This window comes from Chengkuizengella axinellae (assembly GCF_030730905.1).
GTDB lineage: Bacteria > Bacillota > Bacilli > Paenibacillales > KCTC-33759 > Chengkuizengella > Chengkuizengella axinellae.
In genome coordinates this window covers 202,753-227,989 of sequence record NZ_JAVAMP010000005.1, presented here as the reverse complement: position 1 = coordinate 227,989, position 25,237 = coordinate 202,753, and the positions used below count along the sequence as shown (strand labels likewise).

The 25,237-nt window shown below is 34.5% G+C and carries 26 protein-coding genes; 11 read left to right on the top strand and 15 right to left on the bottom strand.

Annotation, left to right across the window (positions count from 1 at the left end; translation table 11 throughout):
• Together Q5Y73_RS13185 and Q5Y73_RS13180 are read left to right on the top strand one after the other, a co-directional pair.
• The coding region (locus Q5Y73_RS13185) for an S-layer homology domain-containing protein (protein WP_305992375.1) at positions 1 to 3,283 on the top strand (3,283 nt) is incomplete at its 5' end.
• A gap of 191 nt (positions 3,284 to 3,474) precedes the next feature.
• On the top strand, positions 3,475 to 3,780 hold the full coding sequence (locus Q5Y73_RS13180) for a DUF2019 domain-containing protein (RefSeq protein ID WP_305992381.1): 306 nt from the start codon (positions 3,475 to 3,477) through the stop codon (positions 3,778 to 3,780).
• A gap of 62 nt (positions 3,781 to 3,842) precedes the next feature.
• Here the strand turns inward: Q5Y73_RS13180 and cuyB are convergent, their stop codons facing one another.
• The 5 genes from cuyB to Q5Y73_RS13155 all read right to left on the bottom strand — a co-directional run bounded on the left by cuyB (position 3,843) and on the right by Q5Y73_RS13155 (position 10,550).
• Positions 3,843 to 4,586, bottom strand: a complete 744-nt coding sequence (gene cuyB / locus Q5Y73_RS13175; protein ID WP_305992374.1) for a cysteate racemase — start codon at positions 4,584 to 4,586, stop codon at positions 3,843 to 3,845.
• A 55-nt stretch (positions 4,587 to 4,641) separates the two neighbouring features.
• Complete coding sequence (locus tag Q5Y73_RS13170; protein ID WP_305992373.1) at positions 4,642 to 5,709, bottom strand: C39 family peptidase; 1,068 nt, start codon at positions 5,707 to 5,709, stop codon at positions 4,642 to 4,644.
• Between the two features lie 25 nt (positions 5,710 to 5,734).
• Complete coding sequence (gene asnB / locus Q5Y73_RS13165) at positions 5,735 to 7,630, bottom strand: asparagine synthase (glutamine-hydrolyzing) (RefSeq protein WP_305992372.1); 1,896 nt, start codon at positions 7,628 to 7,630, stop codon at positions 5,735 to 5,737.
• A gap of 170 nt (positions 7,631 to 7,800) precedes the next feature.
• Positions 7,801 to 9,291, bottom strand: coding sequence for a UDP-N-acetylmuramoyl-L-alanyl-D-glutamate--2,6-diaminopimelate ligase (locus Q5Y73_RS13160; protein ID WP_305992371.1), 1,491 nt, complete (start codon positions 9,289 to 9,291; stop codon positions 7,801 to 7,803).
• A gap of 32 nt (positions 9,292 to 9,323) precedes the next feature.
• Positions 9,324 to 10,550: a carboxylate--amine ligase gene (locus Q5Y73_RS13155; RefSeq protein WP_305992370.1), complete on the bottom strand. Its 1,227-nt coding sequence runs from the start codon at positions 10,548 to 10,550 to the stop codon at positions 9,324 to 9,326.
• A gap of 456 nt (positions 10,551 to 11,006) precedes the next feature.
• On the opposite strand from Q5Y73_RS13155, the gene Q5Y73_RS13150 reads away from it, so the two are divergent.
• A complete protein-coding gene (locus tag Q5Y73_RS13150; RefSeq protein WP_305992369.1) occupies positions 11,007 to 11,639 on the top strand; it encodes a nitroreductase family protein in 633 nt (210 codons plus the stop codon).
• 393 nt (positions 11,640 to 12,032) lie between these two features.
• On the opposite strand, the gene Q5Y73_RS13145 is transcribed toward Q5Y73_RS13150, so the two are convergent.
• From Q5Y73_RS13145 to Q5Y73_RS13125, 5 genes are all read right to left on the bottom strand, one after another.
• Positions 12,033 to 12,776: a YwmB family TATA-box binding protein gene (locus tag Q5Y73_RS13145; RefSeq protein ID WP_305992368.1), complete on the bottom strand. Its 744-nt coding sequence runs from the start codon at positions 12,774 to 12,776 to the stop codon at positions 12,033 to 12,035.
• Between the two features lie 166 nt (positions 12,777 to 12,942).
• Positions 12,943 to 13,260, bottom strand: a complete 318-nt coding sequence (locus Q5Y73_RS13140; protein ID WP_305992367.1) for a DUF4870 domain-containing protein — start codon at positions 13,258 to 13,260, stop codon at positions 12,943 to 12,945.
• A gap of 198 nt (positions 13,261 to 13,458) precedes the next feature.
• Entirely contained in the window at positions 13,459 to 13,962 is a 504-nt protein-coding gene (locus tag Q5Y73_RS13135; RefSeq protein ID WP_305992366.1) for a hypothetical protein, read from the bottom strand.
• Positions 13,963 to 14,077: 115 nt separating this feature from the next.
• Positions 14,078 to 14,353 (bottom strand): hypothetical protein, encoded by a 276-nt coding sequence (locus Q5Y73_RS13130; protein ID WP_305992365.1) that lies wholly within the window; start codon positions 14,351 to 14,353, stop codon positions 14,078 to 14,080.
• Between the two features lie 127 nt (positions 14,354 to 14,480).
• Positions 14,481 to 14,603, bottom strand: a complete 123-nt coding sequence (locus Q5Y73_RS13125; protein WP_305992364.1) for a hypothetical protein — start codon at positions 14,601 to 14,603, stop codon at positions 14,481 to 14,483.
• A 166-nt stretch (positions 14,604 to 14,769) separates the two neighbouring features.
• Here Q5Y73_RS13125 and Q5Y73_RS13120 point away from each other — a divergent pair, with 166 nt between their 5' ends.
• Positions 14,770 to 15,162 (top strand): DNA/RNA helicase, encoded by a 393-nt coding sequence (locus Q5Y73_RS13120; protein ID WP_305992363.1) that lies wholly within the window; start codon positions 14,770 to 14,772, stop codon positions 15,160 to 15,162.
• Between the two features lie 77 nt (positions 15,163 to 15,239).
• On the opposite strand, the gene Q5Y73_RS13115 is transcribed toward Q5Y73_RS13120, so the two are convergent.
• Positions 15,240 to 16,499 (bottom strand): BaiN/RdsA family NAD(P)/FAD-dependent oxidoreductase, encoded by a 1,260-nt coding sequence (locus Q5Y73_RS13115; RefSeq protein ID WP_305992362.1) that lies wholly within the window; start codon positions 16,497 to 16,499, stop codon positions 15,240 to 15,242.
• A 141-nt stretch (positions 16,500 to 16,640) separates the two neighbouring features.
• Between Q5Y73_RS13115 and Q5Y73_RS24865 the strand changes: the two genes are divergently transcribed.
• The gene (locus Q5Y73_RS24865; protein ID WP_371320205.1) at positions 16,641 to 16,730 is read left to right on the top strand and encodes a putative holin-like toxin; all 90 of its coding nucleotides are present in this window, start codon (positions 16,641 to 16,643) and stop codon (positions 16,728 to 16,730) included.
• A 190-nt stretch (positions 16,731 to 16,920) separates the two neighbouring features.
• On the opposite strand, the gene mgrA is transcribed toward Q5Y73_RS24865, so the two are convergent.
• Positions 16,921 to 17,916 carry an L-glyceraldehyde 3-phosphate reductase gene (gene mgrA / locus Q5Y73_RS13110; RefSeq protein ID WP_305992361.1) on the bottom strand — a complete coding sequence of 332 codons (996 nt, stop codon included), beginning with the start codon at positions 17,914 to 17,916 and terminating at the stop codon, positions 16,921 to 16,923.
• A 201-nt stretch (positions 17,917 to 18,117) separates the two neighbouring features.
• On the opposite strand from mgrA, the gene Q5Y73_RS13105 reads away from it, so the two are divergent.
• The 5 genes from Q5Y73_RS13105 to acpS all read left to right on the top strand — a co-directional run bounded on the left by Q5Y73_RS13105 (position 18,118) and on the right by acpS (position 20,836).
• Positions 18,118 to 18,261, top strand: coding sequence for a hypothetical protein (locus Q5Y73_RS13105; protein WP_305992360.1), 144 nt, complete (start codon positions 18,118 to 18,120; stop codon positions 18,259 to 18,261).
• A gap of 17 nt (positions 18,262 to 18,278) precedes the next feature.
• Positions 18,279 to 18,674, top strand: a complete 396-nt coding sequence (locus Q5Y73_RS13100; protein ID WP_305992359.1) for a DUF3905 domain-containing protein — start codon at positions 18,279 to 18,281, stop codon at positions 18,672 to 18,674.
• Positions 18,675 to 18,866: 192 nt separating this feature from the next.
• Positions 18,867 to 19,304, top strand: a complete 438-nt coding sequence (locus Q5Y73_RS13095; RefSeq protein WP_305992358.1) for a BrxA/BrxB family bacilliredoxin — start codon at positions 18,867 to 18,869, stop codon at positions 19,302 to 19,304.
• 332 nt (positions 19,305 to 19,636) lie between these two features.
• A complete protein-coding gene (gene nadE / locus Q5Y73_RS13090; RefSeq protein WP_305992357.1) occupies positions 19,637 to 20,446 on the top strand; it encodes an NAD(+) synthase in 810 nt (269 codons plus the stop codon).
• A 6-nt stretch (positions 20,447 to 20,452) separates the two neighbouring features.
• A complete protein-coding gene (acpS, locus tag Q5Y73_RS13085) occupies positions 20,453 to 20,836 on the top strand; it encodes a holo-ACP synthase (protein WP_305992356.1) in 384 nt (127 codons plus the stop codon).
• A gap of 134 nt (positions 20,837 to 20,970) precedes the next feature.
• On the opposite strand, the gene Q5Y73_RS13080 is transcribed toward acpS, so the two are convergent.
• The 3 genes from Q5Y73_RS13080 to Q5Y73_RS13070 form a co-directional block, all read right to left on the bottom strand.
• Positions 20,971 to 21,327 (bottom strand): c-type cytochrome, encoded by a 357-nt coding sequence (locus Q5Y73_RS13080; protein WP_305992355.1) that lies wholly within the window; start codon positions 21,325 to 21,327, stop codon positions 20,971 to 20,973.
• A gap of 175 nt (positions 21,328 to 21,502) precedes the next feature.
• Positions 21,503 to 22,516 carry an anthranilate phosphoribosyltransferase gene (locus Q5Y73_RS13075; RefSeq protein ID WP_305992354.1) on the bottom strand — a complete coding sequence of 338 codons (1,014 nt, stop codon included), beginning with the start codon at positions 22,514 to 22,516 and terminating at the stop codon, positions 21,503 to 21,505.
• Positions 22,517 to 22,533: 17 nt separating this feature from the next.
• The gene (locus tag Q5Y73_RS13070; RefSeq protein WP_305992353.1) at positions 22,534 to 23,133 is read right to left on the bottom strand and encodes an ANTAR domain-containing response regulator; all 600 of its coding nucleotides are present in this window, start codon (positions 23,131 to 23,133) and stop codon (positions 22,534 to 22,536) included.
• A 584-nt stretch (positions 23,134 to 23,717) separates the two neighbouring features.
• Between Q5Y73_RS13070 and Q5Y73_RS13065 the strand changes: the two genes are divergently transcribed.
• Positions 23,718 to 25,199, top strand: coding sequence for a NarK family nitrate/nitrite MFS transporter (locus Q5Y73_RS13065; protein ID WP_305992352.1), 1,482 nt, complete (start codon positions 23,718 to 23,720; stop codon positions 25,197 to 25,199).
• The last annotated feature ends 38 nt before the right edge of the window (positions 25,200 to 25,237 follow it).

Sequence of the window (25,237 nt, the reverse complement as noted above, 5' to 3'; positions counted from 1 at the left end):
TGTAACGATCACAGTGAATCCAGTGAATTCGAAACCAGCAGCAAATAATCAAACTGTGGAAACGAATGAAGGAGAATCCGTAGAGATTATCTTAACGGGTAGCGACGCTGAGACATCTGACTTAATCTTTAGTGTAGATGAAGACAGTATTCAAAACGGAACATTAGTAGTGGAAGGCTCGAAAGTGACGTATACCCCAACAAAAGGATATAACGGAGAAGATAGTTTTACCTTTACGGTCACAGACTTGGGAGATGGAAGTGCAGAAGCAAAAACAAGTGAAGCAGCAATAGTTGAAATTCTAGTGAAACCATATCTTGACGGTTGGGTAGGAAATCGAGAACAAGGAGATGAAACTCCTATAATCCTCTTACGAGGAAACCCGCTAAAAATATCAGCAGTAAGTTCACTAGATGCTGATAAAGTTATTGCAACCTATTCTTATAAAAGCAATGATCTTGAAATTATAGAACAAGTAGAATTGACACTATCTAATGAAGATACAGCCGATTTAGATAATGAAAAAGTTTGGACTAACATCGAATATTACTTGCCAGATCATATTTTACAAGATGAATACGAAGTAACGTTTATTGCTTATGATGCAAGTAATAATGAGGTGCAAACTGAAGATCAAATCCGTATAGGCGAAGATAACAAATTTCATGTAAGAACAAACATTAATTTGGAAGGAACAATCACTGATCAAGAGACAAAGGAAATTATTGAAGGTGCCAAGGTTACATTATTTGATTCAACGGGATCTATTCAAATAGGTGAAGTATTTACAAAAGCAGATGGAAAATACACCTTTGAAAACATTAAAACAAATACTTATTTAATTGTTATTCAAAAATCTGGGTATGCAGTTAAAAGGAGTTCTATTTATGCCATTCCTGAAAATATAGAAGATACTACGATTAAGAAAGACTTTGAACTAGTAGAATTTAGTTTAGAATTATTTGCAGATCCAAGTGCTATCGTAGGTGATGGTAAATCTACATCTCAATTAAATGCCTTATTGAAGGATAAGGATGGAAATGTCATTCCTGGGGTAGATGTTGAATTTACAGCGCCAAGAGGTTCATTTGAGAATTCGACTGATCTTTTAACTGCAGTATCACAAACAAATGAGCAAGGAAAAGCTTTTGTAACCTATGCTTCCGAAAAAATTGAAGGGGTAAATTCTCAAAGCATAGTTGTCCAAGCAAAAGCAGAATACAATGGATTAATTGCGATTGAACAAATCATTGTGACGTTCCTACCAGGTTCTGTTAAGGGGATCGTTACTCAAAATGAGGATTTAGATGGTGACGGAAAGCCAGATCCTATTGAGGGAGCAACAGTCATCATTACAAAAGACTTTGATGGTGATGGAAATATTGATTTCTCTGAAAAGGCAATCACTGACTCAGAAGGTAAGTACTCAATTGCTATTCCACGTGGTGATGTTGATTACGATGTGACGATTATTAAAACAATTGAGCTGGATAATGAAACAAAGGAAGTTGAATTTCATCAAAGTGCTGAAGTTGGTGAAGTAACAGGTAAAGGTGATGAAGATTTTGATTCTACGAAGACGATTACTGGATTGATTGCAAGTAAGGAGTCTAGTGGTGATTCTGAATTAACCCCTCCTGTTGATCATAATATGAAGGTTTATTTAAAAGATTCAGATGACCAATATTTATTGGATAATGAGGGTCAACCTATAGGGCATACAGTGGATAACAATGGTATTTTTAACGCAGAGGATATTAAACTGGGTGAGTATACATTAGAAGTACGGTATGTGCATGATGATGGGGAAGAGATCATTATTAATGAGCGTGAAGATGGTACTCTGCCTAAAGTCAAAGTGACTGATGATGGCCAGTTAAACATTGTTGAAGAATTGATTGATCCTTATGGTGTGATTACAGATCAAAAGACGGGAGAAATCATTGAGGGAGCAAAAGTTATTCTGTTTTATGCAGATACTCAAAGAAATAGGGATAACGGAATAACACCAGGTACGAGAGTGGAACTTCCTGAACTAGTAGATTTTGCACCGAATGATAACCATAACCCACAATATAGTGATAGCTACGGAAATTATGCTTATATGGTTTATTCCTATACAGATTATTATTTAATTGCAACTAAAAATGGTTATTATACTTACACAAGTCCAACCATTTCGGTGGAAGAAGCCATTGTACGTCATGATATAGAAATGGAGAAAAAGCCTGGTGGTAACAGCGGAGGAACAGAGTCACCTTCCACAGGGGGCGAAGAAGAGAATCAGATGGACGTAGCTACAAACTTATCACTAGAACAAAGCATCTATCCAGAGGGCAGTCAAGCGCCAGTAAAAGTAGATTTTATAAATCTATCAGAAAAGATGTTGAATAAAGGAACTTTACAAGTGAAAATTCCTTCAGACGTGAAAGTGATTGATGCAGATGGTGGAATAGTAGAAGGTACGATCATTTCTTGGGATTTAGAAAATGTAGCTTCGGATGAAATCATTAGTTATGAAATGATGATAGAATTGCCGATGATTGATTCTGAGGAAAAACTGCTGGAGCTAACTTCTGATTTTATATACTCTGGAGAATTAGTACATCCTGAATGGGCTAAATCATCAGTTAAACTCAAAGTGGTATCCAATCGTTATGGTTCGCATGAACATGAAAGATATATTATGGGATATCCAGATGGTACGTTCAAATCAGAAAAATCATTAACTAGAGCAGAGCTTGCTGCGATGATGGCAAGATTAATTGGCAAATATAACAGTGAAGAAGCTTTTTATAGTGATGTGGATAGCGAGCACTGGGCGTATAAATACATCAATGTAGTAACGGAGGAAGGTTTATTCAATGGTTATACAAACAATGAATTCCGCCCAGATCAAGCTATAACTAGAGCAGAACTAGTATCTGTTATGACTAGATACTTAAAGCTAAATGTAAGTGCACCGATTGAGACTCATTTTGAGGATATTGAAACACATTGGGCAGAAGCAGCCATCGAAGCTTTATATCGAAATGGTATGATTAATGGATATGAAGATGGTACTTTTAAACCGTCTAATTCGATCACTCGTACAGAAACGGTTGTGTTAATCAACAATATGCTCTACCGTGGACCATTGGAGAATATTGCCCCTACATTCCCTGATGTTGACTCATCTTATTGGGGATTTGGACACATTGAAGAAGCATCCGTATCACATGAATCAGAGTATGAGGAAAGGCATGAGGAGTTCGTTAAGGAATTAAAGGATCAAGTGGAATAAAAGCTATCAACAAGAAAGAATCCTATGCGGAGTTCATCCGCGTAGGATTTTGTTTAACAAATCACAATGCTTATGAATTAGTTATCAATACTTTCTGTACATTAAAGTCAGATATAAGAGTAGGGATTTAAGTTGAATAAGATTAAACAGTTTTGTATTAAATTAAGATCGGGAGTAGTTATATGGTGACTATGGTGACTTTAGAAAAGCTTATTAATGAATTTACAGATACTTCAATTCAATTTGGTGAGGCAATAAAACAAGGGGATTTACAAGAATCCAATAAGCAAATGAAAAAAATATATGAGATAAGGAAAGAGTTGAGTTTGAGAGATTCGACGACTGAGATGGTTCGATTAATGAATCATTCAGATGAGTTTGTAAGATTAAAAACAGCTTACAGCCTTTTATTGATACTACCTGAACAGAGTAGAGAGGTTTTTAAAGAGCTTTCTCAATATGGGGATTTTTGGTCTTTAGGTTTAAAAAAAGATTAATGTGATTTTGTATTTCAGTATGTGAAATAGACGCTGGAGGGCGTCTATTTTTTCATTCTTTATTAGATAATCGCAGCATTCGATTTGTTTGGCTGCAAACTCTTTACCTGTTTTCCGGACAATTCAATCGATTTTCTCACAAGTACATCCATTGCGTCGATGGTGTGATTTTGAGCTTCCTCACTCAATTTAATAACAGAGAATTCAGTGCAAGCAAGGATGACACAGCTGCAGTCCTGCTTAAAAATAAAATCATGAATGATGGCTTCGATTTCATGGGTATCTGCATCTAAATCATTTTTAATATCATGATAGATGATATTCATGATCTGCTCTTGAAGTTCCTTGTCTGGGACACACAAGTCTATGTTATGTTTATTGCAGCTCTTTTCATAGATTCCACTGCTTATGGTTCCGTTGGTAGCCATAATCCCAACCTTCGTACCTGCACCATAGGTTTCTACTAAATGTTTTACTGTTTCATCAACCATATGGATGATGTTGATATCTGTCATTTTTACTAGTGCATCATAGAAATAATGTGAGGTATTGCATGGAATGGCAATATTGTCAACACCAGCAACCTCAAGAAGATTAATATCTTTCTGAATTGCGTTTAAAAATGTTTCTTCATTTTTATCTAGTATGACACGAGTACGATCAGGAATAGAAGCATGGTTTAAAATCACCATATCAATATGATCCTGGTCTTTATGTGCTTCTGTTGATTCTACTACTTTATCAAAAAATACAGAGGTTGCTTTTGGTCCCATTCCGCCAATTACACCTAAGATTTGGTCTTCCATAATTTCACCCTACTTCGATTCACTGTTTTCATGATTTAATATAGTGGAGTATAGATTATTTAGCGTTTTCTTTAGTAATCATCATAGCATGACTTCCTAGTGCATAGTAACTGCCAAAAAATGTATTAGCATCATAAGTCATTTCTCCTTTTAACGGGTCCATGACATACACGTTGTTTTGATCGTAACCGTGTAGTACCATTACATGCAGATTGGATGGAGCAGAGAAGAATTCACCTGTATCGTTGAAATACCATGAAAAGTCCATCTGTGGTTTATTAAGATCGATGGTTACCCATACCATGATGGGAACCCCTTGATTTAATTGCTCTATGATGTCTTCTCTAGAGCTTCCAGTAAGGTCAACGACACTATAATTCCCATCAACATTGTCAAAATAATGATTTGCTGCTTTAACGATAGGAGGGGTATATGAAAATAAACCTCCATTTTTATCTCTAGGATTACCAGCATATGCTTTATATGGATTAGCACTATATAGCTTGTTGTTTTTTCTAATTAATGGCTCCTTAGGTAAGTAATGATCTGCCATTTCTGTTTTGCTCACATGATAACCATAAAAGTGAAGTACAGAAGTTAATGCAGTAATTTCACATCCCTGAGGCAATTCAGGATTCTGTAATAGAGGCTCAAAAGGAAAGTACAGTTTAGTAATTTCACTTTGTCCAGTTTCTGTTAGTTTCGTATTTTTCACAAAATCAAACATCTTATTTTTAATGATTATAGCTTGGTTTTCTTCTGTGATTTCAATATGAAATATGGTTTCATTCAATTCATAAGGTGATTTGATTTTACTTTGTTTCATTGTATAACTTGTACCTGCTGAAAATGCCTCAGATGCAGCTCTGCCAGTTTTGTCAGTAATTAATACATCTACGACATTTCCCTGGCTGTTAATAACTAGAAACTCTGTCTCATTAATAGGAAGATCAGTATCTTCTTCCATATTAATGATGGTTATGATTCCTTGTTTGCTGGTATTTTTACTAGCGGCGGGATTTAATAATATATGATCTCTAACTAGTTCAGCTATAATAAGAAGGGCTAATATGAAAACAAGGAAAAATATAATGGTTGATATTTGTTTTAATACTTTTATCAAAATGTTTTAATCCCCCTAGACACACCTACGGAAATTCCACCTTTGACTGTTCTTCTTCGCTTTTTGAGGTGATTTGTTCATCTATAAAAAACGTTTTGTACCAAACTAAAAACACATATACCGTCCAAATATATCTTGCGTAGTTTTGCTTTTCCGCATAGTGGTCATCAAGAAAATTCATAAGCTCATTGGTATTAAAAAATTCTTCTGCCATATCAGACTGAAACATTTCTTTTACAATGTTATAATATTTTTCTTCTCTTAACCAGTATCGGATAGGTACAGGAAATCCTACTTTTGGTCGATTTGCCCATTCCTCAGGTAATGATTCTTTTGCCGCTATTCTTAAGGCATGTTTCGTATTTTCTTTACTCACACGTTGATTAGCAGGAAGCTGTGAGGCTAAAGACATGACTACTTTATCTAAAAAAGGGACACGAAGCTCAATCGAGTGTGCAGAGCTCATTTTATCTGCTTTTAATAAAATGTCACCTGGTAACCACAGCTTTAGATCTACATATTGCATTTTAGTCAGATCATCTTTATCACTTACTTTATCATATGCTTCTTTCGTAATTTTTTGGATAGAGGGGCTTTTTTTGTAGTCCTCTTTTAGCACTCTCAAAGCATCTTCTTCTTCAAATACTTTGGCTTGACCAATAAATTTCTCTTCAACCTTTTGACCGCCTTTTTCTAAAAATGCAGTGATTCGATTTCTAGGAAGTTTTTGACTCAACTTTGAAATCGGTCTGCGAACAGTAAAAGGAAGTTTTTCATATTTGCTCATTGCAGGTGTAGGTTGATACCAAGCATATCCGCCAAATATTTCATCCGCGCCCTCACCAGACAATACAACAGTCACATGTTTACTTGCTAGTTCTGCTAAAAAGTATAACGGGACTGAGGATGGATTGGATTGAGGTTCATCCATATGATATTGAATCTTAGGAAGCATGTTAAAGCATTCATCCGCATCAATGATTGTTTTATGATTTTCGATATGCAAAATATCTGATAAATCCTTTGCTAGATTTGTTTCATTAAAAATTCCTTCATGATCCTGAAAGCCAACAGAGAAGGTTTTATTTGGATTTAATAGGGAAGTAATATAACTTGAGTCAACCCCACCTGATAAAAAAGATCCTACTTTTACATCACTAATTTTATGATATTTTACAGATTCTTTTAAAGTATCTTTAATTTGCTGAACGTAATAGTCCATACTATTATCCTTTTCAGAAAAATCAGCATCCCAATACGGTTTGATTTCAATATTTCCTTTTTTATAGAGCATATAATGACCTGGCTTTAGCTTATACACGCCTTTGAAAAAGGTTTCATCCATGACGGAATATTGAAAGGTTAGGTAAGGTTTCAAAGCATCTTTATTCATCTCTTTTTTAAAGCTTGGATGTTTTAAAAAGGATTTGATTTCTGAACCGAATAAAAAGGAATCGTCTGTTGTATTTTGAGTATAGTATAAAGGTTTGATGCCGAAGAAATCTCTTGCAAGGAACATGGTCTCGTTTTTTGAGTCCCATATTGAAAATGCGAACATACCTCTTAATTTCTGTAAAATGTCAACGCCGTATTCTTCATATCCATGAAGAATAACTTCACTATCTGTTTTGCTAATAAATTCATGACCTTTATTAATTAGGTCCTCACGTAATTCTTGATAGTTGTAAATCTCTCCATTGAAGATAAGTACACAGCTCTCATCTTCATTGTACATGGGTTGGTTGCCTTCTTCTACTAAGTCAATGATCATTAGACGGCGGAAACCGAAGGTGACCTTTTTATCAGAAAAGACCCCACCACTGTCAGGGCCTCTATGAACGATGCTATCCATCATATCTTGAATTGTTTTTGTTTTATCTACTGATAAACTGGTATCTGCAAAACCTACAAAACCACACATAAAGTAATCACCTTTCGTTGTTTTAAACTAATATTTAACAGTTTTATTGGCTATGGGCCCCGCAAAAGTAATCGGTCGACTAATATCACACCACGTCCATGTGGTGAACATCGACACCAGTTCGTCCAAGAACTGGGATTCATAGTAGTGAACTTCACTTTTGGGGTTCATTATATTTCAAGAACTTGATTTTTATTTTTTATGATATCAAGCACGATTTCTTTTTCATTAAATGGAATTTCTGTTGTGCCAATAACTTGTGATGTTTCATGTCCCTTGCCAGCGATAAGTATGATATCGTCTTGCTCGCTGATGTCGATGGCGTATTTAATGGCTTCTTTACGATCAACCACAGCATCGTAAGTGTCTGTTCCACCCGATTCTTCGATGGCTTGAGTAATTTCTTGAATAATTAAATCAGGATCCTGATCCTTGGGATTATCAGAGGTAACAATAGAGAAATCTGCATAATTTGCAGCAACTTGTCCCATTGCTCTTCTTTTGTCTGTACCTGATTCTCCAGGGTCTGCATAGACACCAAACACAACGATAATTCTTCCTTTTGCATGCTGTTTTAACGTAAGTATCGCATTTTTTAGTGCATCTTCAGTATGGGCAAAATCAATCACAATTTTATAATTGTTCTTTTGATATACAACTTCAAACCTACCTTTAATACCTTCTAGCTTTTGAATGCCCTCTTTGGTTACCTCTAGAGGAATTTGATTGCAGTAGGCACAAGCGATGGCAGCTAAACTATTATATACATAAATGACACCAGGAAGATTCACTTTCATATCCATATTGCCTGAAGGAGTGTGTACTTTATAAGTTGTACCGTCTGCTGAATATTTAATATTTGAAGCAAAAATATCAGCATCTTTATCTAAACCATAGGTTAATAATTTTGTTTCATACTTTTCTACTTTGTTGATTAATTTTTTGCCGTAATCATCATCTATGTTGATAATATTATAATCTTTAGACAGCTCAAATAGTTTGGCTTTTGCTTCAAAATATTCTTCCATATCATGATGCAGCTCTAGATGGTCTGGCGATAAATTAGTAAAAATGGCAGTATTAAAATGACTGTAAGCCACTCTATCTAGATTTAAAGCGTGTGAAGAGACCTCCATAATACAATGATCTGTTCTGGCCTCTATCATTTTAGAGAAAGTATGCTGTAAATTCAATGATTCTGGTGTTGTATTTAAATTTTTTTCAACTTTGTTGTTTATGACTGTTCCAATCGTGCCGATCAGACCTATAGAACGTTCTGCATGTTCGAATATAGATTTTAAAAAGTAAGAAATAGAAGTTTTACCATTTGTCCCTGTAATCCCTACTACATTTAATTTTTCTGTAGGACGATGATAATAATTGGATGAAATTCTAGCAAGTGCATTTCTAGAGTTTGTTACTTTTAAGACCGTAATATCTTCTTCGATTTTCACGTCTTCTTCAACAATAATTACGGTTGCTCCCTTGTCAATTGCTTTATCAATAAAGGTATGCCCGTCCACTGCAAACCCAGAAATAGCAAGAAATAAACCGTTTTTTACTACTTTTCTAGAGTCATATGCAATAGCGCTTATTTCTATATTAGTATCTCCCTTAATTTTATCATATTTAAGGTCCTGAAGTACTGAGGATAATAACATAAGGCCATCTCATCTCCATATCTATTACTTAATTATATTGATTTTTTTGTTTTATTTGACTTAGAACCTGTTGGTATTCTTAGTACTCTCTTTAATACTTTTGAAACAATCATGCCAGAGTTTGAGAACGCGGGTATAGGATCCTTCCAATCCCAAATGGCGTAGGCTTTTGGTTTGAACAATAGCGACTTAATAATGCTCATTAAAGAGAGCTGTTTTGTTTTTACATAATCTCTTATCGCATATAGGTCTTCGTATCCACACCAAAAACGTACATCCGTATCCTCTTCAATGGCTTTAGGAGGTACAGGTGATCCCGTTAATTCTTGGTAAGTAATGTAAGGTATATTTACGCCTACTTTGTATAATAATTGATTTATATTAGTAATTCGAACATTGATTTCAATCAAATAATACTGACCTGTTTCAGCGTCCTTTTTAAACTCTATCTCAGCAAAACCTTTATATCCGATTTTTTCAAAAAATGTAGCTCCGATTTCATGAAGCTCTGGTACATATTTTTGTCCTGTGTAAACAGAAGCACCGAAATTGATTGGATATTGTCGATATTTCTGACAAGTTAACCAGTGAGTTACTTTTGAATTCTGATCTAGATAAGCATCATAGGTATACATGTGATCGTCAAAACCAGGGATGATTCTTTGAACAATCACTTCTAAATTCGCTTTTTTTGCTTTTTCTAATGCAGTTTTTAATTCTTCTATATTATGAACTTTAAATAACTTTCTTCTAAATTTTGCAACAAAAGTAGGGGAGTCAACAGGTTTGACTAAGCAAGGGAATTTAATGATGTTTTCAACCTTTTCTATTAAGTTCTCATCATTAACTTTAACAGTCTCAGGAACCTTTACTCCATTTTCTTGTGCGATTTGATGAAGTATTTCTTTATTCATAAGTTTGGTATATAAACCTGTTTCCGTTTGAGGGATAAGGTAACATTTTTTAAGCTCTTCTAAATGTTCATCAATGATTTCAACATAGGAATCGTGACAAGGAATAAGAACAGGTGGTGCACTTTGCTCACGTGCATAATTAATTAAAAATCGAATGAATTTTTTAGTCTCTTTTTTATAATGGGGGGCAATGAGCCTCTCTGAACAATATTTTGATTTAGCACCATAAGCACCTTTTTCTGAATAGTCTACAGCCACGGTATGTATGCCATGGACACCTAAATTACGTATAGTGCTTAAACCTATATAATAATTACATCCTAAAATAACTGCTTTATTATTCATTACTTCACCTCATACTATCTCTATAAGACCTATTAAAAATGATATTGTTACTATATAACTTTGTAGAACCTAGTAGTATTTTAATATATTGATCTTTACATAGATACGATGGAGTTGCAAGAGTTTTTAGCTTGAAAAAAGTGTATATATTTATTATTTCATGGCTTCATGTTTATATACGTTTACGATCCAGGTCTGCACGAGGAGTTTTGTACAGTAAATTGAAAAAAATAAAGCTTGTGATTAACAGGGAAAATGGATTTCTAAAAGTTAACAGGATCATAACAGAGTTGAATTGAGCGTTTATGGAGAAAGTAATAGTGTATGAAAAAAAGTTGCAGCTGTCCTAAGACAACAATGATTTGAAAAGTTTGATTTTTAAAGCAAAAAGAGTATAATTAGTAACTGTAAGTTTTTAAATTACAATTAGTTAGTCATTGAGGAGGAGTTAATATAATGTTATCCACGAAACAAGATATTTATGAAATTATTAATGACCGCAAATCCGTGCGCGTATATGATTCATCTGTGAAAATCGATAGAAGTGAAATGAATGAAATACTTGAAGAAACAGCAAAGGCACCATCTTCTTGGAATCTTCAACATTGGAAGTTTCTTGTTATTGATGATGAGCAATTAAAACAAACTTTATTGCCAATTGCTTTTAATCAGCAGCAAGTGGTTGATGCTGCAGCTACAATTGTAGTTCTTGGAGATCTTGAAGCGAATAAAAATGGGGAAGCAGTTTATGGTGAGGCAGTGAAACATGGTTTTATGACTCAGGAAGCAAAGGATACATTGATGGGTCAAATCAATGGTGCTTACCAAAATCAGCAAGCAGCATTTAGTGAAGCGGTATTGAATCCTTCATTGGCAGCAATGCAGTTGATGTTAGTGGCTAAAGCAAAAGGATATGATACTTGCCCAATGGGTGGTTTTGATCGTGAAAAGATTGTATCCGAATTTAATATTCCGGCGCGTTATATCCCAGTCATGTTGTTAACGATCGGAAAACAGGCGAAACCTGCTCATGAAACTCCAAGGTTCCCTGTATCACAAATTGCTTCTTATAATACATTTGAGGGTTAATCAAAATATTTAATTGAAAAAAATAGGTGAATAGAAAAATAAGGTCTCTTGAGTAGAATACTCATGAGACCTTATTGATTATTAGCAATAACTTTATACTATATGCATTGAACATTGGTATGGCACCAGTGCATCCAAGAACTGGGATTCATAAGTAGTTAACCATCACTTTTTTGGTTTAGTATTTGTTCCGGGGTCCCCGAAAAGTATTAGGTCGACTAAATGCACACCACATCCATGTGGTGAACGTCGACACCAGTTCATCCAAGAACTGGGACTCATAGCAGCTAAACATCACTTTAGGTTTATACTTTTTGGGTTTATATGCTCCGGCCCCCGCAAAAGTAATAGGAGACTCCATCATTGAATTCCCATCACTTTTGTGGGTAAATATTAGTATTCGATTGTAATGATAGGAGATCCTATTGTTAACTGCCATTCATCATTGATTGAATTTTGGTGAAGCGCTACTTGAAGATTCATCCGATTAGAACCACTCAATATTTCTGAGTTTAATTTAGATGAATAAAAAGAAGTACTGACAGTTCGTTCATCTGTATAAGTTTCAATTTCATTTAATTGTAACTTATTGTTCAGGCTTTTCCATAAATCATTAAAATCATCATCACTATGGTTTGAGTATTTTCCCTGGAGCATTGTGTTCCAATTCGTTTGTATATTTAATATTTCTAAAACAGTCTCAATTTGTGTTTTATCTGTAGATAAAGATCCTAAACTATGTTGATCACTTTCCAATATGAGTGTTAAATAAGTTATTTTTTCATTTTCGATCCCAGCTAACCTTACAACTAAATTTGTTCCACTATCTAATTCAACCTCTGATTGATATACAAGATGGCCAGAATCTATTAAACTTTCACTTTGGGGCATATGAAACTCGGACATTAGTGAATCTCCTAATTGCTCAAAACTTCCTTGCTCTTCATAACTTTTATATAAACCACTGTGCTTCAGGATAAATTGATAATTTTCTGGGAAAACATCTCCCGAAAGTGATACGAATTGAGAGAAATCATCTTCAGCACTGGCATATATGTAATAAGATAAACTGCTAAATAACAATGCTATGAAAATGAATAAACTTAATATCGTTTTATTTTTAAATATGGATACCATAAGATCACCTGTATTTGAGATTATTTTGTTTACTAGTAATTAGTTTATCCAAAACTATTATTCATAAACCTAATCTATGAATAAAAATAGGAGAATTAGTAGATTTTAAAGTATAAAAAACAGTAGATACGAAAGAATCTACTGTTTGCAGTAACCTTTTTTAAGGTTATTTTATGATTTCAAAATTTCCGATTAGAGGTAGGGGTTTTATTTTTCCTGAGGCTGATTGAATAATGCCGATAATTAGATAAACCATAATGGCCAAATTACCAAATGGAATAATAAGCAGCCATCCCAAAACAGGAATAACAGCCCCAATCACGTTGATGGCAACTGCAAAAATCAATAAAATAAGTCCTTGGTTTGCATGATACATTGCAAACTTTGATTCTCTAGCGGTTACTAACGGAATGAAAAATAAAAAATAAGCTAATACAGCCCAAATTTTATTATCTTCTACATCTTTTGAATGTGGTTGCTGCACAAAATAACCTCCTTTATTAGGTGAATAGGATAGGTATTGAACGACATATCTCGTATTACTAATTTTATGTTGGAGTACTTGAAATCATGATATTTATAAATGAAGCAAACAATGACAATAAGTCCCCCAGTTTAAAATTTACATGATCAAGTCCCCCAATTTAAAATTTAAATGGGGGACTTGATCATGTAAAAAAAATTATGCCTGTGCTGTATCAATTCTTGTGATTTGACAAGTGGAAATGGCAGTATTTAGGGTGAAACCATTACCATCAGTGACATTTTCTAAAATAACAATACCTTCTCCAATGTTTGCAATGTTTCCTATTAGTGGAATGTCAAACTCATCACCTGGGACTTGTGTTACAAATTCAATCTCAACAAGAGCACCCATACCGAGTGAAACTAACTCGTTAGTAGCTGGGTCTTCACAACATTTACATTCTCCTTTGACATCCTTTTTCAGAGGTTTTAAAGTGGTACTGCCTCCTAATACATCACTTGAAACTGAAGTAACATTACAGACAGCAAAAAAACCAACAGAAGTATCCGCTATGAAATTCTCTACAGAATTGATTGTCGCCACTACTTGACTTACCGGTGTAGAAATAGTTACATCCGGCTGATTAACTACCAATTGTTGCATCACGCATTGCATCGGACAGACACAACAATCACAAATTGTTCTATCAAAAACGCCCATAAATTTCACTTCCTTATTTAAGGTTAAATTCAAAATTATATTATGCGTAAACGGATGAATTGGATTGGATTAATGCCCTTGTTGGAGTAATTTCAGCAAACGTCTATGGAAAGGGTTATACTGTATTAATGGGTTCAAATCTAGTAATATGACATGTGGAGATAGCAAGGTTTCGAACTTCTATACCCTCTCGATCTAAAACATTATTTAATATAACGATTCCTTCACCAATTGAGACGATCTTCCCACTAACTGGAATATTGAATTCTTCTCCATTTGGAGATTCTGTTATAAATTCAATTCTAACCTCAGTGTTAACACCAAATTTCATTAATTCATTCGTAATTGGATTTTCACAACAACTGCACTCACTTTTGATATCCTTTTGCACTGGTTTTAGAGTAGTACCGCTGTCTAATGCATTACTTGAAAGTGCTGTGACATTACATACGGGAATAAATACATTTATTGCACCATCAAGGGTATCCGCAATAATATTATCAACAGAATTGATTAAATTAAGTTCTTTCTTGACTAACTGGAGTACAAATGACTACTGGGCCTCGATTCACTAATTGTTGCATCACACATTGCATAGGGCAAACACAGCAATCACAAATTGTTTTATCAAAAACCCCCATAAATTCACCTCCAAATGTAAAGTAGTTCTACTTATTGTATTCAAAGAAATTAGTTGTGACTGGATGAAAGCCTTATCTACTGGAAATTCAACATTCGTTTAGTTGTATTTGTATAGAACACATTTTTGGGGGATAAGCTATATAAAAAACTTAAAGGAATGAACCGATGGATAAAAAACCGATTATTTTTGAATTTGAGGATAAAAGATCCGCATTTTTGGCTTTAGATACGTTAGAAGAGCTAGGTTATGAGGTGTTTTATCATGATGAGTTCAGTAAACCAACATTACACATTCATATTGAAAAAAATGATCTCACATCTGCATTGGAAATCATTCAAGCGCATGGAGGAACCATGGTAGAAGAAGCGGCTGCAGACGAAAGCCGTTACGTTAATGCTGCTTATGGGATTGAAAAGGATCAGATCTCTATACCAGCTCATACTGTTGTTGAAGATTTAACAGAGGAATATTTAAGTAATAATAAGGATGAATTAAAAGAACAAACTACAGACTTTGAGGAGACCAATTATTTATCCGCGGACGATGTTCATATATAAGTATTAAAAAAATAGCCATCTAAGAGAGGTGGCTATTTTTTTTTTAATACTTTTTGGATTATGTTAGAAAACGATTCTCAATGTATTACGGCTGCATGTTTTCCAGCAGTATGTCCAGTTACAAACGCGGCAGTAATGTTGTATCCACCAGTGTATCCGTGAATATCCAATATTTCACCACAGAAAAACAGACCATTCATTATTTTGGACTCCATCGTTTTAGGGTTTACTTCCTTTAGATTTACTCCTCCACCAGTAACAAAAGCTTCCTCGATGGAACGAGTTCCTTTTACATAAAAGCTAAATTTCTTTAGGATGGATATTAGTTCTAACCATTTGGAGTTTGCAACATTGTTAAAAATCATATCTTCTTTTAAATCAACTTTTGCCAATAATATGGGGATTAATCGTTCAGGCAGCCATTTTTTTAATAAGTTTTTAATTTGTTTTTTTGGCTCGTTTTCACCTAAGTTTTTGACTTGCTTTAGAAGTTGATCTTCAGATTGCTCAGGGAATAAATCAATCGACATCTGTACTTGAGCTATCTCAAACTTTTTCATTGTTTTAATGACAAATTGACTACATCTCAAAGCTACTGGCCCAGAAATACCAAAATGGGTAAAAATCATGTCTCCTTCGTGAGTGATTACTTTTTTATTTTTGGGATTCCATAAGGTGAGCTCAATATTTCGTAAAGATAAACCCTGCAGCTCTTTCTTTTGAATGAAGGGCTCGTTTGAGGTAATAGGAACCTCTGTAGGATAAAGCTCAGTAATCGTATGACCAGCATCTTCAGCCCAAGCGTAACCATCTCCAGTAGAACCTGTATGTGGAACTGACTTTCCTCCAGAAGCAATAATAACTGAACTGCCTTTTATCTTTTCACCAGATAGCAATTCAATTCCTTGCGTGTGTTGATCCCCATAAATGACCCGTTTTACTGGAGAATTGGTTTTCATATGTACACCTAATTTCACCGCAGCATGAATTAGAGTACGAACAACGGTCATTGCTTTGTCTGAAACTGGAAACATCCTGCCTCGATCTTCTTCTTTTAACTGAATCCCTAAATTTTCAAAAAAATGAATGATATCTTGATTATTAAAATTGGAAAATGCACTATGTAAAAAACGTCCATTCCCAGGAATGTTTTTTATAATCTGATCTACTTCATAAGCGTTAGTCACATTGCACCTACCGCCTCCAGAAATAGCCAGTTTCCTTCCTAATTTATTGCCTTTATCGACAAGTAACACCTTGGCTCCGTTTTCGCAAGCTGAAATACTAGCCATTAATCCAGCAGGACCTCCGCCAATTACGATTACATCATAAGACATTGTTCAAACCCCTTACCCTTTTGCAATTTAATATAATTAACAAAATTTAACTTATTATTGTTATAATAATCATAAGTGCTATAGACTGGCTCGATGAAAAGGCGGTTAGGCTCACTTCCCTAATTATTTAGAGAGGGGGTGATGTCTATGACAGTATTTGAAGGAATATCTCTTATGATATCTTTTGGTCTGCTAATTGTTGCAGTACTGTCCTTTCATAAACGAAAGTAAACCGTCTTTGCCCCCAAGCAACTAGACGGTTTACAACAAAATTATTATGAGCTGACCGCCCTATTGGGCAATCTATTGTACTTAGACCGCAGATATTCTACGTATCTGTGGTCTTTTTCTTATATTCATATTATACACTAAAACATTTGTTTATAACAGAATACTCCATCTATAAAGAAAAAAGAAAATGTTATCCTTTTAAAATATTCTCAATCTTCTCTAGTTCTTCATGGCTAAATTCAAGATTATTTATCGTTTTTACGTTTTCTTCAATCTGACTTACTTTGCTAGCTCCAATGAGTGCAGTTGTAACACGTCCTCCACGCAATACCCATGCTAATGACATTTGTGCAAGACTTTGTCCACGATTTGAAGCAATTTCATTTAATTGTTGTACTTTGTTGATTTTCTCTTCGGTTACGTCTCCTTTATTTAAGAAGATGCTTTCTTCTTTTGCCGCTCTGGAATCAGAAGGAATACCTCCAAGATATCGGTTTGTTAGCATACCTTGTGCAAGAGGGCCAAAAGCGATGGAACCAACTCCACCTTCATCAAGTACATCTTGCAACCCATCCTCAATCCAACGGTTAAACATAGAGTAATTTGGTTGATGGATTAATAAAGGTGTTCCTAACTCATTTAGAATGCGAATAGCTTCTTTAGTTTCTTCTGCACCATAGTTTGAAATGCCGACATAAAGTGCCTTTCCTTGTCTAACTACTTGATCAAGAGCACCCATTGTTTCTTCTAAAGGAGTATCTGGATCAAATCTGTGACTGTAGTAAATATCTACATAATCTAATCCCAATCTTTTTAAGCTTTGGTCTAAACTGCTGATTAGATATTTTTTAGAACCCCATTCTCCATAAGGTCCTTCCCACATTCCATACCCAGCTTTTGTAGAAATAATAAGCTCATCACGATAATTGGATAAGTCAGCTTTCAACACTTGACCAAGTGTTTCTTCTGCTGATCCTGGAGGGGGACCATAATTATTAGCGAGATCAAAATGAGTAATTCCTAGATCAAAAGCGCTGAGTAACATAGATTTAGCGTTTTCATATGTATCAACTCCACCAAAGTTATGCCATAATCCTAAAGAAATAACGGGAAGCTTAAGTCCAGAACGACCACAATAATTATATTTCATTTCAGTATATCTGTTATTGCTTGCTATATATTTCATTGATAATTCCTCCTAATGTTTTGTACTACCGTGTAGTACCTCATCTACATTCTAGAAAAACAGAAGTAAAAATTCAAGTGATTGCAATTTTATTCAATCTAAAAGAACTGTTAATGGATGCATTTGAATCATTTTTCAAAACCTACACATAATAATCATAGTTAAAAAATGTTCAAAGGATAGAAAGGAGAAAAAACAATAATGAATACAAACTCTAATCAAGATTCAAAAGAACAACAAAAACAGGAACAACAAAATCAAATGAAGCAGCAAAATGAAAATGCAACAGAAGATTTGAAGAATATAGATAAGAAGTTGGAAGGTCCTAATCAGCCTGCAACATAAATTAGGAGATAGAAATCATGGGTAAAAAAAAGAAAACTGAACAACAGAACGATCAAAATAAACCATTTGATCTAGATCCCTACGAAATCAACTTTCTACCTCAATTCAAAAAAGGGAGAGGACCAAAGGAAGCTTTTGTTAATGAACATGGCGTAACGATTGGCGATCATGAATATGAGTCTCCAAACTCTCCTTTAACTAAGTGGACCGATGAAACTGATCCTGCGATTATGGCAGGGGATGAATGGGTGCATCCATACAAAGATATCGGGTTTCAAACGGAAGAAAATAAAGACTATTTTGAAAGAGGGATTGAACCTGAAAGGGGAAAGTTTACGCATCCAGATAAAGATGTCTCATTCCAAGCTCCGATTCGTAAAAAAGAGAACAAAGATTTATCTGGAAGAGAATAGTGGGCATTGCATTCACACCTACAACAAATTCATGATGAGAACATCGCCCCATTTTATTTAAGCTCTGGGGCTCATAGCTGCCTGCTCCTTTTTGAATAGAACTGCAACCATTGCTTTCATTCCTCATCTCTATGTATAATAAACTAAAGAAACGTTTAAATTTGAAAACTATTTTTCGAGGAGTGAAAGCACATGTCTATGTCTTTTGATATGTATATGAATGATGTTATACAGCCAATGCGTGACGAGCTAACTAGAATAGGTGTAAAGGAGCTTAGAACGGCTGAAGAAGTGGAAGGGAATTTTGAAGAATACAAAGAAGGAACCTCACTAGTTGTTGTAAATTCAGTGTGTGGTTGTGCAGCAGGACTTTGTCGACCTGGAGTGGCACTTGCATTAAATCATGAGAAAATTCCAAACCATTTGTTTACTGTCTTTGCAGGACAGGATAAAGAAGCTACAGCAAAAGCGCGTGAATATTTTGCGCCTTATCCTCCATCATCACCTTCTATTGCGTTGATGAAGGACGGGAAATTAGTTCATTTTATTGAAAGACATGAAATTGAAGATCACTCAGCTGAGCAAATTGCTAAGAACTTAACGGATGCTTTTGATAAATATTGCGAATAAAAAACTTGAATATTACACATTTCCTTTTTAGCAATAGGATTTAAACTAAAAGGGATATCCACTAAGTCATTTATAGACTATTGGATATCCCTTTTTAAGTACAAAAAATGGCAAATCAATAATTTATTTAAATACCAAGATTCACGATTTTTATGCCGTATCAACATCTTCTTTTAGAGAGTTGGCGGACTGTAATTGGTGAAGTTGAATACCATCACTAGAAGAAAGTTTCATTATAGTGTATTTTGTACATAAAAATCGTGTTTATTCTTTCTTCATGGTAAAATAAGCATATATAGATGATGTTATAGAATTTATTTGAGGTGATGGATATGAGTACACAAAGAGAAATCATTGCTGCGTTAGGTGTGAAACCTGAAATTGATGTGGATGAAGAAATCCGCAAAAGAGTGAACTTTTTAAAAGAATACATTGTGCAATCAAATACAACAGGTCTATTGATTGCGATTAGTGGTGGAGTAGATAGTGCTGTTACTACTGGATTATGTAAAATGGCTACAGATGAGTTGGCTGAAGAGACAGGGAAACCTTATGAAACCTTAGGTGTTTTTCAACCCTACGCTAAACAAGAAGATATCGAAGATAGTTATGCAGTTGCTAAAGCTTTTCAATTAAAATCTGTTACCGAAACTAATATTCAAGAAGCTGTAGATGAAATTGCGCTAGAAGTAGAATATGCATTAAAAAATCTTGGAGATTCCAGACATATAAGTATTAAAGGAAAAGGGAATGTAAAAGCAAGAACTCGCATGGTCATGCAATATGCTTTAGCTTTTGAAAGAAATTTACTTGTTGTAGGAACGGATCACGCTTCTGAGGCGCTTACAGGATTCTTCACGAAATATGGAGATGGCGCAGTAGATATAACACCTCTTAGTACATTATCTAAAAGACAAGTAAGAATGTTGGCTGGAAAGCTAGGTGTACCTAAAATTGTGATTGAAAAAGCACCAACAGCTGGTTTATGGGCGGGACAGACTGATGAAACAGAATTAGGTATTACATATGAACAAAATAGTGACTTTCTTGAAGGTAAAGAAGTGGAGCTAAAAGTTAGAGAAAAGTTAGAACAATTATATTCAAACACTGAACATAAAAGAAACTTGATTCCAGGTATTTAGGTCATTATGATATACGGCATTGGGAATGATCTAATTGAAATATCTAGAGTGAAAAAGATTATAAGCAAAAATCATGGAGATAGATTTGTTAATCGTATATTAACGACGCAAGAAAAAAACATTTATTTGGAACGCGGAAAAAATAGGGTAGAATTTTTAGCAGGTAGATTTGCAGCTAAGGAAGCTATTGTCAAAGCTTTGGGCTGTGGAATCGGAAAACACATTGGTTTTCAAGATATCAACATTGTCCCTAACTCATTAGGAAAACCTGTGTGTAATATTTCTTCAGATATTGTCAATAAATTGGGGATTAAATCTGAGGTGAAATTACATATCAGCATAACACATAGTGATACAATGGCAGCAGCTTTTGCTGTAATTGAAATTTAAAAGAGAATGTATATACAAAAAAACCATCCATATTTATTTGGGTGGTTTTAACAATGTAATGATTTTTGTTTTGTGTAAGTGGAACCATGAATAGTAACTTGTTTGAAAGCTAATCTAATTTCATTCAATTCATGCTACTGGTTTTCGGATAACCAACTGGTTAAAGTGTCTATGTCTTCTTCTGATAAACTTTCGCCATATGCAGGCATGACCGTTCCTGTTTTCCCATTCAATAATGTATTTTTGATCTCATCTTCGTTTAAACGAGCTCCAACGTCTTGCAAATTAGTGAGCGATCCCATTTTTCCTTCCAAATCAGTTCCATGACATGAAATACAACCGTTTTGTTGATAAATCTCATATGCTGGGGAATTTTTATCTACGGCGGTACTTGTTTGATTTTCTTCGGAGACGTTATTATTATCCCCACATGCTGTTGTGAAAATTGTGATTAAAGAAATAATAATAAACACTTTTTTCATTTTGGACATAAATCTCCCTCCAACCTTTATATTTTTGATTGTTATTAACATAGGTTACCCAGATTTACCTTTATCATAAATAAAAAAAGGGAGAAATACAAAGGAGAAAATGTGAAATATTTGTCAGAATTTATTTCCCGAGAAATAAATAGAATGTTGTAAAATAAACACTAAAACATGACTACTAATGGATGGCACGAATCCACTTTTGATATTGTTTATATGCTAATCCCTGTTCAAGAATGTGACGCACACTATATATACCTTGTTCAATTGAATCGACTTTATCTGCAACCCACAAACGAACAGCACTATTCAATATGACCATATTATGAAATGGAAGCTCTGCAGTTCCTTTTAATACGTCTAATGCTGTAGAAGTTTGTTTTTCTACAGTCCAATTTACTTCAGGAAAATCACATTGCATTTCTAATACTTCTGGATCGATAATAAATAATTCATGCTGTTCATCTTTAACTATTAACGTGCGCGTTTGTTTTTCTACAGAGATGTCTTCTGAACCTTCCATTCCCTGTACAATGATTCCTTTTTGTATACCCAGATTGGATAGAAGTTTTGCCATTTTTTCGAATACAGTTCCATGGAAAACCCCAACAGCCATATAAGAGGAATTAGAGAAGCGTAAATATTTTTCAACTGTGTTGAATAAAGTACGCATACCGATTTCTTCTCGAATTGTCCTCATTTTTTCTAGTGGAGGACACCACTTTTCGGTTTCAACAAACAATATCCCAGCTTCTTCAGCACCTTTAAGAAGGTTTTTGTTAGAAATGTTACCATCCCTACACATCTCATTCATGACATCATAAAGAGTTACGCCTAATTTAGGAGGTAGAGTTTTACCTCCGTGTAGTGTAACTGGCAATCCACAAGCAGCTAAAACAAAAGCTGTAGGAATGGTTGCTATAAATGAAGAATTTCTACCGTCATATGGGCCAGCGCAATCTATGCTGTTTTCCATGGGATATCTTAAAGAGTGTAATTTACAAACCTCTATGAAAGCCTGTATTTCTTCTTGTGATTCCATTTTTATACGTTCTGCAATGAGGAAAGCACCAATTTGAGATGGTGTAGCTTTACCAGTTAAAATATGTTCTGCCGCTTTTAATGCCTCTTTGTAGGATAAATCTTTAGCACCTCTTTTTCCCCTGCCAACTTCCTTTAATAAAGATATCATTTTTTCCCTCCCAGTGATTAATCGTTAAGTAATTGATGAACCTTTACTATGGATATCGCTACATCTGCCAGTCTTTTTCTATCGTTCATCGCTTGTTTGCGTAAAAAATCGTAAGCTTCAGCTTCTGAGATGTTTTTGATTTTTGATATAATTCCTTTAGCCTGTTCAATCCACTTTCTTTCTTCTAATTTAGACAAAAGCTGTTCTCGTTCTTTTTTCCACTGCGTTTTCTGTAAGTGCTGGTTGGAGCATAGGTGGAAGGTCCAATGAATTTCGACAGATTTCATTTGAGGAAAAACAATGCCGTCAATTCCAAGATCAAGTTTACAATTATCGTTTACTGCAGTGTGAGAATCACACCACCAAATGAAAGGTAAATCTTTGATCGCACTTAATTTTTGAGTCCACTGATTTAAATTGGATATTCTCATTTGTAGAATGATAGCATCAATAGAATCTAAAGATTTTTTTTCAATATGGTCTTCTGTTGTAATGGATTTAACTCGATAACCTAATTCCTTTAACATTTCTATAAACTCTGAAATAGATTTAATACTTTCCTCTCCCAAACCTGAAACATCTGCTGAACTTTTGATGAGAAGGAAATTTTGTATCATAAAAATACCCCCATCAATGTTATATTTTCTATCTATATATAATTGGAATAAATAAAACATCTAACTAAAATCTAATGTTATACGAAAAAAAAGGCTAAATAATTGAAAAGGACAACTATATGTCATATATACTAACATCAACTAGTTATAAATATATCATAATTATCAATAAAAAGTCCATTATTGAATGGAATTAAACATAAAATGAGAGTTGAATTCCCTGGAATCCGAATTATTGTTTGTTATTTTTCTATAAATATACGTATTAAGAGAGCGTTTTCATAATAATAGTGTATAATAATTCAATATTTACGAATGATTTATGAATTTATGTAAATGAGAAAATTATGTGAATTAAGTTGACATAGAAAATAAAAATACTTTATAATGACATTAATTAAAAACGTTTCAACACGATGAGGTGTTGGATTCAAGTTAGTAGGCAAAGGAGCCTACCTATATATGATTTGTTATTATTGGATCATTTTATGGGTAGGTTTTATTTATTGGACACAATGGGGTGTCTGATGAAACTCACAAAAGGTTTACAAATTCTTATTACTATTTTTTAAGGAGTGATTGTATTGAGTACGAACACAGGCAACCCATACAAAGGAAATATTAGAATTTTATTGTTAACGACATTTGCATTTTTTATTACATTTGTAGTTTGGTTTAATATGGCCCCTTTTGTAGCAACCATTAAGGAAACGTTAAATTTAACAGATCAACAAGTTGGTGTCCTACTTACAATGAACGTTGCTTTAACAATTCCTGCACGTGTTATTATTGGGATGTTGGTAGATAAATTTGGACCGCGTAAGGTTTATTCTTCATTAATGGCCATCATGAGTATTCCTTGTTTTATGTTTGCTTTGGGAGATAGTTTTACACAGCTTTTCATAGCACGTACGTTGCTTGCTATGATTGGAGCAGGTTTTGTAATAGGGATTCGAATGGTATCTGAATGGTTCCCTGCAAAACAAGTTGGTATTGCTGAAGGAGTATATGGAGGATGGGGAAACTTTGGTTCTGCAGCAGCAGCTTTCTCTCTCCCTTTAATCGCGCTTTACGTTTTTGAACAAACGATTGGAGTAGAAGAAGGTTGGAGATGGGCAATTGGCTTAACTGGATTAGTAAGTTTAATTTATTCCTTTATATATTTTAAATCTGTGAAAGATACTCCTGATGGCCGACAATTTAAACGTCCTAAGAAAAGTGGTGCAATGGAAGTTAGTAGTTATGGAGATATGATCTTCTTGATGGCGATGACATTGCCAATGTTTGTAATTCTAGGTGTTCTGACTTGGAAAGTACAAGGATTAGGATTGATTAATGGCACGATATCAGGTCTTATTTATGGATTATTAACATTTTTATTTGTCTCAAATTGCTATAAGATATGGTCAGTGAATAAAGATCATTTACGAGCGGGTGTTAAGGAAAAGGAAAAGTATTCATTTAAGCAGGTAGCTATTTTAGATTTAGCTTACTTCTGTACATTTGGTTCTGAATTAGCGGTTGTATCTATGCTGCCTCTATTTTTCTTAAATACATTTAACCTTTCAGTAACTCAAGCAGGGATGGTAGCTTCTAGTTATGCATTTATGAACTTGGTTGCACGTCCAAGTGGTGGTTGGTTAAGTGATAAGTTTGGCCGAAAGAAAACCCTAACGATTTTGGTAGCTGGTTTATCAATTACCTACTTTGGGTTGGGATTCGTTGATTCTAGCTGGTCTATTGTAGCGGTACTTGTATTAACTATGACTTGTTCGTTTTTTGTGCAAGCAGGTGAAGGTTCTGTGTTCTCAATGGTGCCTTTAGTTAAAAAACGTTTAACGGGCCAAGTAGCAGGTATGGTTGGAGCATATGGGAATGTAGGTGCTACAACATTTTTAACGATATTAACTTTTGTTAGTCCTCAAGCATTTTTTGTAGTTATCGGTTGTGCTTCTCTTGTTTGTTTTGCAGCATGTTTCTTCTTGAAAGAACCTGACACGGAATTGATTGAAAAACAAGCAGCAGAGATAGAGGAAGAAGTAATTGGAGAAAAAGTTGTAGCATAGTTAACATGAACATTACACGAAAGCATCAAATTGAAGTA